The sequence below is a fragment of the Sediminibacterium sp. FW305-C-269 genome, from assembly GCF_058231045.1.
The window spans coordinates 210,059-222,249 of record NZ_JBIQXQ010000001.1 but is presented as its reverse complement, the minus strand read 5'-3'; the positions used below and the strand labels follow the sequence as shown (position 1 = coordinate 222,249).

The following is a 12,191-nucleotide window of genomic DNA, read 5'->3' as shown; positions in this document are numbered from 1 at the left end:
ATCGATTAAACTTCACTTGTTTCTGGAAGTCCAACAGGCGTTTGTTATATTTATAAAAATACCTGCATGCACGCTGACGATAAGGAGCTATTGTTTCAGTTTCACCAGACGGCAACCAAGGAAAGGGCATTTACGGCGATCATTAAAAAGTACCAGGAGAAATTGTACTGGCATGTGCGCAGGCTGGTGGTGGATCATGATGATGCCAATGATGTTTTGCAGAATGTCTTTATTAAAGTCTGGAAGGGGCTGGAAAATTTTCGGGAAGACAGTCAACTGTACACCTGGTTATACCGTATTGCCACCAACGAAGGGTTGACATTCCTGGAGCAACAGAAAAAGAGGGGCACCATCAGTTTGGATACCGAAGAAGCGGGGTTAAGTAATAAAGTGCGGTCTGACAGTAATTTTGATGCCAATAAACTGGAGTGGCGTTTGCAGGTGGCGATACAGCAATTGCCTGAAAAACAAAGGGTGGTATTCAATCTCCGGTATTATGATGAAATGCCTTACCAGGAGATGAGCCGTATCTTGGATACCAGTGAAGGTGCTTTGAAGGCCAGCTACCATCACGCGGCCCGTAAAATAGAGGAGTTCATCAGGAATTATTAAACTTTGCAGATAAGAGGCTGTCAAAACAGCAATACATGGATAACAGAGCACATATCACAGAGGAATTAAGCCCTATTGCACCGCTGGTGGCGGGAATTGGCCTTAAGGAGCTGTATACCGTTCCCCAAGGGTATTTTGCTTCTTTTGCTGATGCAATGGCGGAAAGGATCCGTATAGAATCCTTGCTGAACCAGGCTTCCGTTCCTGTGTATGAAGTGCCGGATGGTTATTTTGAGCAGTTGCCAGGCAGTATTCTTACAACCATTCAAAGTGCTACCGAGATAAAGTCTGAACTGGAAGAGATAGCGCCTTTACTCAGCACCATCGGCAAAGAGAATGTGTACGGGATCCCGGCAGATTATTTTGTTCAGGCCGATCTGGCACGGCATGCACGTCGTGGGCAGCCTGCTGCCAAACGGGTCAGTTTACGCATTGCCCGCAGGTGGATGCAGTATGCAGCGGCAGCAGTGTTTGCCGGCGTATTGATCACCGGCGCCTTTCTGTTTACCGATAATCCAGCCAATATTGAAGAGGGCAAATACCAGTCTATTGACCTGTCATCCGAACTGGATAAAGTGAGTGAGGCCGACCTGCTGAAATACCTGGATAATCCAGAACATGTTGCCGCTGCGCCAGCTACCGTGCAACTGGCCAGCGAAGCAGATATGGCCGAAGTGAAAAATCATCTTCAGAACGTAAGTGATGAGGAACTGAAACAATATGTTACCGAAAATGCCGAAGTTTACGAAACTGTAACTTCAGAGAAAGAGGAAAGATGATGAAACAAATCTTTAACAGCCTGTTGTTGATCTGCTGCCTGGTATTCACCACGCAGGCGCAGCCGGCTGATGCTCCGTCTGCAACGGCCTCCCAGAATATCATCGGATTAAAAATGGCTTTTGTTACCAAACAACTGGCCCTGACCAATGAGGAGGCACAGAAGTTCTGGCCGGTATATTATGGCTATACAGCTGAACTGCGAAAACTGCGGCAGAACAAAAAAGAAGATGTACTGGCGATGGAAGAAGATATGCTGAACCTTCGTAAGAAATACCGGTCCGAATTCAAAAAGATACTCAATACGGATGAGCGGGTAAACAAGGCTCTTACGGTCGACAGGGATTTTATGATCGCCGTTCGGAAAGAATTACAGCAGCGCAGAAACAAAGTGCCACGCAAGCAATAACAGTTTACATTTATCTTTACCCTCTTTGTTCGGGCCAGACAGGACTTTTGATATCGTGGTAAAATAAGAAGGTCCAGTTTCCGGCCTGTCCTTCTTCCCACCATTGCCGGCGCAGTTCCATACTTTTTTTTCCGTCGAAATCGTATTTGGCCACAAAACGGCTCTTCATCTGTTGCAGCTGTGGTGCTACGTCGCCTCCAAAAAAAATCGTTTGTCCATTCTCTTCTATCCAGAATACCTGGTGGAACTTGCTGTGCGCTCCCGTGACCTGGTAACGGATATATCCATCGATCATGCCTTCATCTTCTCTGAGCCAGACCACTTTACTGAACTCGCCCAGTATGGAAAAGTCTTCGGTGAGGTACGATGCAGAACCTGCTTCCATGGCGTAGGCAAACTCTCTTTCCTGAACGTACCAGGTGGCATAAGGGAAACTCAGGAACCGGTCGTGACCGTTCTCCTGTTTGATGGTGACACCACCTGCATGATCCTTGTGTAAATGACTCATCAGCACTTTGGTTACCTGAGAGGGTTGTATACCTGCTTTTGACAGGTTCTGGTGTAATTGAAAAGTGCCGTTGCGGTCATTGTATCCCAATCCGGTATCCAGCAGGATCACATCTTTTTCGGTGATGACCAGAAAAGGCTGTATTTCCACGAGTAAACTGCCCACAGGGCGATTGTTGAGTTCTTCGGATGAAGTATCAAAAGGGACAAACACTTTGGTTTTGTCGATGGTGAAACTGCCTTCTGAAAGCGGAATGATTTTCATGAATTGCCCGATAGGGTAATTAGTACGGTTTGAAAAGAGATGCGAAGGTAATTACACAGCTACAATACAGTCGCGGAAGCTCATAAATTCTCTGCTTATCGTAATACCATCTGCCTGTCTGCATCCAGTCTTAACAAGACAAAAATCAGTATCGTGAACGTAAGCAGCGAGGAACCTCCATAACTGATCAGCGGCAAAGGAATACCCACGATGGGGAACAGGCCGATGGTCATACTTACATTCACGGCGATGTGGAAGAACAGGATACTTGCCACGCTGTAGGCATATACCCGGCTAAAAGTACTTCGTTGCCGTTCGGCGATCTTCACGATCCGGAACAGCAGGAACAGATAGATGCACAGGAACACAAAACATCCTACAAAACCAAAAGCTTCTCCCAGCGAGGTGAAAATAAAGTCGGTATGTTGCTCCGGCACATATTTACCTCGGGTTTGGGTACCTTTTAAGAATCCTCTTCCCGTTAAGCCGCCGGAGCCAATGGCTATTTTACTCTGGCGTACATTGTAATCATCCGGTTTGCGGGCTGCTTTTTCGCCGGCTTTCCTTTCTGATTTTTTGTTCTGGCTGCAATCGTATTCCTTACCGACCATGCTGTAGATACGGGTACTCTGATAACACTCCAGCACATTGTTGAAAATATAGGGAACCACAAATCTTTGTGTGCCCACGCACAATAACCAGATACCCAGCACCAGCACCGTCAGCCGTTTGCTTTTTTTGGCTTGTTTACGCAGCAACAGCAGAATCAGGGCGGCGATCACTGTGAGCGAGATAGCCAGTACATTCGGGTCAAGAATCAGCGTAGCAACAACCAATACAGCAAAGGAAGAACCTACAATCAGGATCTGTGCCGGCAGGCCTTCCCGGTACATTGCTACCAGAAATGCGGAGTAAACGAGGGCCAGGCCCAGTTCATGTTGCAAAATGGAAAGCAGGGCAGGCGCAGCTGCTATTAGTCCGGCGATCAGCTGCGACCGTAATTTGCTGAAATCGGTTTCCTGGCGTGAAATGAATTTGGCCAATGCCAGTGCCGTAAATATTTTACAAAGTTCCGCGGGTTGCAGGTTAAAACCTCCGCCGATCGGGATCCAGCTTTTTGAGCCATTGATATTTTTGCCCAATACAAAAGTGGCCAGCATCAGCAATATGCCCAATGCGTATAACAGGTTGGCAAAAGCAGTGAAGAGTTTACTGTCTGTCAGCAGTATAAATGTGGCCACTATGGCACAAACTCCCGCAAAGATCAGCTGCTTGCTGTAGTTGGTCTTGCCACCCAGGAAACTCTGTAACCAGTTTGAATCTATCCGGTACTCTACCATGAAAATGCAAAGGATGCCGATGCTTACCAGGATGGCGTATAGCCAAATGATGGTCCAGTCAACGCCCTGCGATATTGTATTGTTACGGTTATTCATTACCTGGCAGTTCTTTTATATTTTCTGTCATCATTTGTTAAAGCAGCCGGGGTTGTGTCCGGTTTCTTTTTGGGAAGGGGTTTGGGTTGCGGGTTTTTTTTCACCGGTGCTGCGGGGGTAGCGTTTTGTTCGGTGGGTTCTTCCCCGATACTCTCTTCATCTGTCCCTTCATCGCTTTCTTTTTTATTCAGTTTCTGTTCCAGCAATTGTTGGTTCTCCCTGAGTTTGCGCAATGAATCCTGTTTGGCAATGGCCATACGCATTACGGGTGGCAGGTATACCCTGTTGGTATATTCTTCCACCATGGCCTGGCGTTCTTTGCCTTTGATAGAGTCTCTCAGGTATTTTTCTACGATCAAACTGGCGATAGGGGCCGCTACACGTGCACCCTGGTCAGAGTTCTCGCATATCACCGCAATGGCGATCCGGGGATTGTCACGTGGTGCAAAAGCGCCAAAGAAAGAATGGTCAGGCTGTTTTTTCATGACGCCGTTCACTTTTGCGTAGTTTTCCACGGTACCGGTCTTTCCGCACATAATGATATCCGGTATTTTGGATCGTACGGCGGTACCATATTCTACCACGGCCTGCATGCCATCCTGTACGGAATTGAATACGGATTCAGGGATGCGGTTATCTGTATGTCGCTTTACTTTAAATTCATCCAGCAGGCCTTCGTCATCGCCTCCTTCTATGGAATCCACCAGGTGTGGCGTGTAGTACCAGCCCTTGTTGGCAATGATCGCCATCACGTTAGCCAGTTGTACCAGTGTGGTTTCTACCTTACCCTGCCCGATGGCGTTCGAGATCAGGTTGCAGGGAAATAATTTGCGTCCGAATTCTTTATAGTAATTGGAAGCGGTGGGGATCAGCCCGCTTTTTTCAAAAGGAAGATCCACGCCCAGTTTGTGGCCCAGGCCAAAAGAATTGGCGTACACATTAAATGCCGCAATGGCGCTATCGGTCGTTGGGAATTTGTTCTGCTCCAGGAACCGTTTGTATACGGTTGAGAAATAGCTGTTGTCACTATGCGCCACTGCACCGGTGAACTGGAATACCCCTTTGTCCAGGCACTTGGGTTTACCTGTTCCGCAGCCGGTAAAGTAACCGGGACAAACCACCGAAGTGTTCAGGTCAACCACACCTTCTGTCAGGCCGATAATGCCTACCACGGTCTTAAAGGTAGAGCCCGGCGCGTAGCGGGTGGTCAGTCCCCGGTTGTTCAGTGGCAGGCGGGGATCCAGTAAAAGATCGGCCAGGTGCCGTTTGTTCTGGCTGCCGGTAAGGTAGTTAGGGTTGTAGGTAGGGGCACTGACCATGCAAAGGATACCGCCTGTTTGCGGATCGATGGCCACGATACTGCCTACTTTGTTGGTCATGAGTTTTTCACCCAGCTTTTGCAGTTCCACATCCAGACTGGTATGGATATTCTTTCCGGCAACGGCGGCAGTATCATAAATGCCGTTTTCATAAGGGCCCTGTATCCGGCTTTTGTTATCGCGGATAAAGTTCTTCACGCCTCTCTGCCCCATCAGTACTTTCTCGTAGTAGCGCTCCAGGCCCGTCATACCGGCATAGTCGCCCATCTGGTAGCCTTCGTCTTTATGGATCCGGAGATAAGCCGTATCTACCTCGCGAATATAACCGAGTACATTGCCGGCAGCACTGTAGGGATAAGTGCGTACCGAACGTTCGGTGAGTGAGAAACCGGGGAATTTGTAGATGTTCTCATTCAGCCGGGCAAACATTTCGTTGGTGAGCAGCGGTTCAAATATGCTGGGTTTCACATAACCGTTCTTGAAGATCAGGTCCCGGATCCGTTTCTTGTATTCTGCCGTATCAATGTTGAGCAGGCCGCAGAGTGAAGCTGTGTCAAGACCTTTGGTTTCAGAAGGGATGACCACCAGGTCGTAACTGATGGTATTTTCCAGGATGGCCCTGCCTTCGCGGTCGAAAATGATACCGCGGTCGGGATATACCACTTTGCGAAGGATTGCATTGTTCTCGGCAGCCAGCTTATATTTTACGGAGAACAGCTGCAGGTTGATGAGCTGGCCAATGATGACCAGGAATACAACCGCGAAGATGATCTGTACAATGCGCCCCCTGCTCTGATTGAATACCGGCATAGCTGTTGACTAAGAAAGTGAAATGAGTGGTTGAATACTATTGGTTACAAAGTTGCTGAAATGGGGGTATGCTTGTATCAAGCTTTGTAAAAAAAGTTATTCAATAGATGTTAATGTTTGCGGGGGATATGGCTTTTGTTAATTCGTAGCCCGGTAACGGCTGTTCCGGTTAAATAGCAGTTCTGCCAGGATGATCATCAATAAGCTGATGGCGGTGGTGCCGGCAACTTTTCCCAGGAAATAAACAAAATTCCCAAACTGCAGCCATTCGATCAGTACCAGGTAAAAATGGTGTACAAAACTGAGGATACCCGCATACAGTGCATAGGGTGCCCAGCCCATGCTTTTATGACCGGGTTCTACATAACTCTGTTCCATGGTTTCCTGCGGTAACAGCAGGTTCAGCAGGGAGGGGCGTATATAGGCAATGAGCACACAGGGTGCCGCATGCAGGCCATAGGTTCCGGTGAAATAATCAAGACTGAGTCCAAAAACAAAACTGATCACCAGCAACCAGAAACGATTGATATTGAATGGCAGCCAGAGGATGTACAGGAAATACAGGTAAGGTACCAGGTATTGATGCAGGGGTGGTACCTGGTTCAGGATATACACCTGGAACAGGATGAATACCACAAAACGGATGATATTTTTCAACAGGCTGCTCATGGTGTTTTCGGTGTGTTGTTTTCTAACTGAACCTGTTCTGCATATCGTACATTGGCTACCAGGTATACATATTGCAGGTTAAAGAAATTGGTGGCTGTTTTTATTTTCAGGTTATAGAAATTGCTGGATGATTCTGAACTGATCTCAGCTACTGTACCGATCATCAGTTTGGAAGGGAAATTGGCGGAGTAATTGCTGGTAAGCACCGTATCTCCCTTAGCCACTTTGGCTCCTTTGGTCACATTACGAAGGGTAAGATAGCCCGGATCTGTACCGTCCCATTCAATGCTGCCGGCACTTTCGTCCTTTTTCAGCATGGCGCTCACTTTGCTGTTGCGGTGTATCAGGCTCATGATCTTGCTGAAATTGGCACTGGTCTCCACCACCACACCCACAATACCTGAAGAGCCCACAGCGGCCATTCCTTTGGTCACACCCTGGTTACTGCCTCGTTCTATCGTGATGAAATTGTTTTGCAGGGTATAGGAGTTACCCACTACTTTGGCGGGTAACCAGGTGAATTTGCGGGAACGTCCCAGGGTATCTTTTACCAGCGTATCAACAAATACCTGCCTGGATTGATCCGGAACAGAGAAATTCGACTGCAGCATATTACGCAAACGCACATTCTCCTCTGCCAGTAAACGATTGGTCTCTTTCAGGGAAAAATAATCACGGAACCCGCTATAGTGTTTGTTGATGTTGCCTGTCACTTCATTGGCGGCGGAAGCAAAAAATGACTGATGCGTTTTACTGGAATTGCTCAACATCACAATGGCAGCCACCTGTAACAGCAGAAAGCTGAGAAAGGTGAGGTAGCGGCGTATGAAGAGAAAAATATTTTTCACGAATGTGGGGTTCTGGATGCTGGGCTCTGGATACTGGATACTGGATGCTGGGTACTTCTTGTTTCATCCAGTAAATGATCACTGTAACCCGATATCCGGTATCTAGTATCCAGTATCTAGTATCCAGTATCTAGTATCCAGTATCTAGTATCCAGTATCCAGCAAACTAGATTATCTCATAATAAATGGAAAACGCTGGTAGTTCTTCAGTGCCAATCCGGTACCGCGCACAACGCTTTTCAATGGATCGTCGGCAACATGTACGGGAAGTTTGATTTTGGCGCTGAGCCTTTTGTCCAGACCGCGTAACAACGCGCCACCACCGGTGAGGTATAGACCACGGCGGTAGATATCGGCTGCCAGCTCGGGTGGAGTGGTTTCCAGGGCTTTCAGAATGGCTTCTTCTATTTTGAAAATGCTCTTGTCCAGCGCTTCGGCTATTTCCTGGTAACTGACCATGATCTGTTTGGGGATACCCGTAACCAGGTCGCGGCCATTTACCGGCAGGTCATCCGGCGGATTGTCCAGGTCTTTCATGGCGGCACCCACATTGATCTTGATCTGCTCTGCGGTACGCTCACCGATCAGCAGGCTGTGGTAGCGGCGCAGGGCTTCCATGATGTCGGCAGTGAACTCGTCACCGGCGATACGGATACTCTGGTCGCACACGATGCCCGCCAGGGCGATCACGGTAATACCGGTGGTACCACCCCCAATATCAATGATCATATTACCTACAGGTTCTTCTACGTCGATCCCGATACCCAGGGCGGCTGCCATCGGCTCGTGGATCATGTATACTTCCTTGGCACCTGCCTGCTCGGCGCTATCACGAACGGCACGTTTCTCTACTTCTGTGATGGAGGATGGGATACAGATCACCATACGCCAGCTGGGTGGAAACAGGGGTTTTTTAGGGTAGATCATCTTGATCAACTCCCTGATCATCAACTCGGCGGCGTTAAAGTCGGCAATTACCCCGTCTTTCAGCGGACGCACGGTACGGATGCTCTCATGGGTCTTTTCGTGCATCATCAATGCTTTCTTACCCACGGCCAGCACTTCCTTCATGTTATTGCGGTTCAGCGCAATGATCGAAGGCTCATTTACTACCACTTCATCGTTGTGAATGATCAGGGTGTTGGCTGTACCCAGATCCATGGCAATTTCCTGTGTGAAAAAGTTAAACAATCCCATTGTATATAAAAAGTTCGAATGTGTTGACCAATGCTTGCAAAGGTGACTGAAAATAGTGGATTCTCAAAGCCAAAATACTGAATTTTCGGGGGTTTTGGTAAAATCGTGAATGGTGAATTGTGAATGGGCAATTGGCTGGAGAAAACCTGTTATCACAACTCCATGCAGGAAATCCGAATAAACCGAATTTTCCTCCATGATCATTCACCATTCACCATTGTCAATTCACAAAAGGATTCACGCAAATTCATAGCCGATATCCTTCCGGTAATACATTCCTTCGAAAGAGATCTGCTCCAGTAACTTCTTTGATTTGGCCACAGCTTCCGGAATGCTGTTTCCGTAAGAAGTTACGGTCAAAACCCTTCCTCCATTAGTATATACCTCCCCATTCACCAGTTTGGTTCCCGCATGAAAAACAATGGAATCGTCTGCCTGTGCATGGTTCAGGCCCATGATCGGCAAATCCTTTTTGTAATCGCCCGGGTATCCGCCACTCACAGCCATCACGGTTGCGCAGTGTTGCGGATAGAATGCGATGTTAGCATCAACTAACGTGCCATTATCCATTGCGGCGAATAATCCTACGATATCTGTTTGCAACAAAGGCATCACCACTTCCGTTTCCGGATCGCCCATACGGCAGTTGTATTCGATCACATAGGGTTCACCGTCTACATTCATCAATCCAAAAAATACGAATCCATGATATTGTAAATTTTCCTTAGAAAGCCCATCAATAGTGGGTTTGATGATGCGTTCCTCTACTTTCCGCATGAAGGTATCGTCCATGAACGGCACCGGGCTAACGCAGCCCATGCCGCCTGTATTCAGGCCGGTATCACCTTCGCCGATGCGTTTGTAATCCTTTGCATGACCAATGATCTGGTATACTTCTCCGTCTGTCAAAGCGAACACACTCACTTCAATACCCTTCAAAAATTCTTCGATCACCACTTTGCTGCTGGCTTCTCCGAACTGTTTGTGCAGGATCATTTCTTCAAATACCTGCAAAGCTTCTTCGTGAGAGGAGGCAATGACCACTCCTTTTCCTGCGGCCAGTCCATCAGCTTTCAACACAACAGGTAAACTGTGTTGTGCAATATGTTTTTTTCCTTCTTCAAAATTATCGGCGGTGAATTCTGCGTATCCCGCAGTGGGGATCTGGTGGCGCTGCATGAATTTTTTGCTGAAAGCCTTACTGCCTTCCAGCTGCGCCGCTTCTGCCGATGGACCCACCACGATGATGTGCTGCAGCTGCGGATCGTTCTGAAAAAAATCGTAGATGCCCTTTACCAGCGGCTCTTCGGGCCCTACCACCAGCATATTAATCTTTTGCCCGATACAGGTCTGTTTGATGGCGGGGAAATCCGTTACCGAAAGGTTCAGGTTGGTTCCGTATTCAGCGGTGCCGGCATTTCCGGGGGCAATAAAAAGGTTATCACAGTGGTGACTTTTCACCATTTTCCAGGCCAGTGCATTTTCACGACCGCCGGAGCCGAGTAGTAGTATATTCATGAGGGTTCAATTGCCAAGCGAAAGTAGCACGGAGTGGGCAATTTTGGTATTTTTTGTGAGGGAGCGTGAATCGTGAGTCGTGAATCGTGAGTGGTGAGTGGTCAGTAGGGAGTGCAGGCATTTTGCCCTCTCGCCACTCCCCACTGACCACTCACTACTCACGATGCTAATCTTCTATTTCCGCCACGCCTACATAGCTTTTCTCCGGCAGGCGTTTGGCCACGAACAGGTAGAGCACAAAGAAAGCGGTGATGATACCGATAAAGAGCCAGTAATAACGGGCTCCGGTGAACTGGGCAAAAAAGCCATTGTTAGCAATGCTGTTGTTCACCAGGCTGGTGAAAAGATTACCCACTGAAATGCCCAGCAGGTACAAAGCGCTCATGGTACTCTTCATGGACTTGGGTGAATGCGTATAGGCATATTCCAGGCAGGTGACCGACACCAGTATCTCGGCAATGGCCAGCAGCAGGTAGGCAAGGATCTGCCACCACACACTCGGGCTTCCGCCATGGTCAATGCTTTCCTGGATCAGGGCTATGATCACAAAAGTGAGGGCGGTAAGCAGGAGGCCGGCCCCGATCTTACGCAGTGGGGTCACTTTTAATCCAATTTTTTCCAATAAAGGGAATACACCATAGGTCATTACGGGGATCATGCTCACCAGGAAGATCGGGTTGAAGGTCTGGATCTGTTCGGGGAACAGGGTATAACCAAACAGGTTCAGGTCCAGCTTCTTGGCCTGTAATACCCATTCGGCCAGGTTCTGGTCCCAAAGCGCCCAGAATATGGGTGTAAAGGCAAAGACCATGAGGATGCGGTACACGGCTTGCACCCCGTCGATGGATTTGGCCGAAAAACCGCGCACAGCACGTAAGCCCTCCCAGAAATCCTGCCCGTTCTTCTTCCTGAACAACTGGATGATGGCATAAAAGCTGATCACCATGAAATTCTCCTTTTTAATGCCCGATGGTTTTACCCGCACATATTTCTTTCTGCCCATCCAGAAAATAAGGGTGGCCAGGCACATCAGTACACCCGGAATACCAAATGCCAGTTCCGGGCCGTATTTATTGTAAATGATGGGGATCACCAGTGTGGAAACGATGGAACCTGTATTGATGGTGAAATAGAACCAGCCGTACATTTTAGACAGCAGGTGTTCGTTGGATTTATCGAACTGGTCGCCAACATTCGCCGACACACATGATTTGATACCACCTGCCGCTGCGGCAATGACCACCAGTCCGATGGTAAAGAAAGTCAGGTTATGCGTACTCAATGCCAGTAACAGGTTACCGATGGCATAGATGATGGATACATACAGGATCACCTTATACTTGCCAAAGAACCAGTCGGCCATGATGCCACCTACCAAAGGCATAAAATAGGCAAGTGTTACAAACAGGTGCACCATTTCGTTAGACCTGGCTTCTGCCACACCCTGTAACATGGGATTCATGGTGGGATTAAAAAACTGCGCCACCAGGAAAGTGCTCATGATAGAGCGGATGCCATAAAAACTGAATCTTTCTGCCGCCTCGTTACCAATGATATAAGGAACGGATCTGGGCATCCCGGTTTTCTGCACGCCGCTTTGTAATTCACTCATAAGTTGTATTTTGGATTTTTAAAGATATTGGAAACTGGTTAAACTTGGTTAAGGGGTTAAACTGGTTAAACTTGGTTAAAATAGTTAAAGAGGTTACACTGGTCTTTGGGGGTGAAGGATCTATGATAGTAACCCGATGGGCAATTCTGTACTCTCTTTGTAACTCCTTTAACTATTTTAACCCTTTTAACCTCTTTAACCAATTTAACTAC

At 47.8% G+C, this 12,191-nt stretch carries 11 protein-coding genes; 3 read left to right on the top strand and 8 right to left on the bottom strand.

What is annotated here, in order from left to right:
* Positions 1-66: 66 nt before the first annotated feature.
* From ACH3Y6_RS00935 to ACH3Y6_RS00925, 3 genes are read left to right on the top strand one after another with little or no spacing between them, the layout of a single operon-like run.
* On the top strand, positions 67-612 hold the full coding sequence (locus ACH3Y6_RS00935) for an RNA polymerase sigma factor (protein ID WP_490833685.1): 546 nt from the start codon (positions 67-69) through the stop codon (positions 610-612).
* Positions 613-647: 35 nt separating this feature from the next.
* The gene (locus ACH3Y6_RS00930; RefSeq protein WP_490833684.1) at positions 648-1,391 is read left to right on the top strand and encodes a hypothetical protein; all 744 of its coding nucleotides are present in this window, start codon (positions 648-650) and stop codon (positions 1,389-1,391) included.
* A complete protein-coding gene (locus tag ACH3Y6_RS00925; RefSeq protein ID WP_490833683.1) occupies positions 1,388-1,798 on the top strand; it encodes a hypothetical protein in 411 nt (136 codons plus the stop codon). Before ACH3Y6_RS00930 ends, ACH3Y6_RS00925 begins: the two co-directional genes overlap by 4 nt.
* A gap of 16 nt (positions 1,799-1,814) precedes the next feature.
* Here ACH3Y6_RS00925 and ACH3Y6_RS00920 read toward each other — a convergent pair whose 3' ends face one another.
* The 8 genes from ACH3Y6_RS00920 to ACH3Y6_RS00885 all read right to left on the bottom strand — a co-directional run bounded on the left by ACH3Y6_RS00920 (position 1,815) and on the right by ACH3Y6_RS00885 (position 11,979).
* Positions 1,815-2,570: an MBL fold metallo-hydrolase gene (locus ACH3Y6_RS00920; protein WP_490833682.1), complete on the bottom strand. Its 756-nt coding sequence runs from the start codon at positions 2,568-2,570 to the stop codon at positions 1,815-1,817.
* A 95-nt stretch (positions 2,571-2,665) separates the two neighbouring features.
* Positions 2,666-4,006, bottom strand: a complete 1,341-nt coding sequence (gene rodA / locus ACH3Y6_RS00915; protein WP_490833681.1) for a rod shape-determining protein RodA — start codon at positions 4,004-4,006, stop codon at positions 2,666-2,668.
* Positions 4,006-6,135, bottom strand: coding sequence for a penicillin-binding protein 2 (gene mrdA / locus ACH3Y6_RS00910; protein WP_490833680.1), 2,130 nt, complete (start codon positions 6,133-6,135; stop codon positions 4,006-4,008). Before mrdA ends, rodA begins: the two co-directional genes overlap by 1 nt.
* A gap of 138 nt (positions 6,136-6,273) precedes the next feature.
* Entirely contained in the window at positions 6,274-6,804 is a 531-nt protein-coding gene (locus ACH3Y6_RS00905) for a rod shape-determining protein MreD (RefSeq protein WP_490833679.1), read from the bottom strand.
* A complete protein-coding gene (mreC, locus tag ACH3Y6_RS00900; protein ID WP_490833678.1) occupies positions 6,801-7,652 on the bottom strand; it encodes a rod shape-determining protein MreC in 852 nt (283 codons plus the stop codon). The genes ACH3Y6_RS00905 and mreC overlap by 4 nt, the downstream gene beginning before the upstream one ends.
* 171 nt (positions 7,653-7,823) lie before the next feature.
* The gene (locus ACH3Y6_RS00895) at positions 7,824-8,849 is read right to left on the bottom strand and encodes a rod shape-determining protein (protein ID WP_161816967.1); all 1,026 of its coding nucleotides are present in this window, start codon (positions 8,847-8,849) and stop codon (positions 7,824-7,826) included.
* A gap of 237 nt (positions 8,850-9,086) precedes the next feature.
* Positions 9,087-10,367 (bottom strand): phosphoribosylamine--glycine ligase, encoded by a 1,281-nt coding sequence (gene purD, locus ACH3Y6_RS00890; RefSeq protein WP_490833677.1) that lies wholly within the window; start codon positions 10,365-10,367, stop codon positions 9,087-9,089.
* A 166-nt stretch (positions 10,368-10,533) separates the two neighbouring features.
* Complete coding sequence (locus tag ACH3Y6_RS00885) at positions 10,534-11,979, bottom strand: POT-type proton-dependent oligopeptide transporter (RefSeq protein WP_490833676.1); 1,446 nt, start codon at positions 11,977-11,979, stop codon at positions 10,534-10,536.
* Between the last annotated feature and the right edge of the window lie 212 nt (positions 11,980-12,191).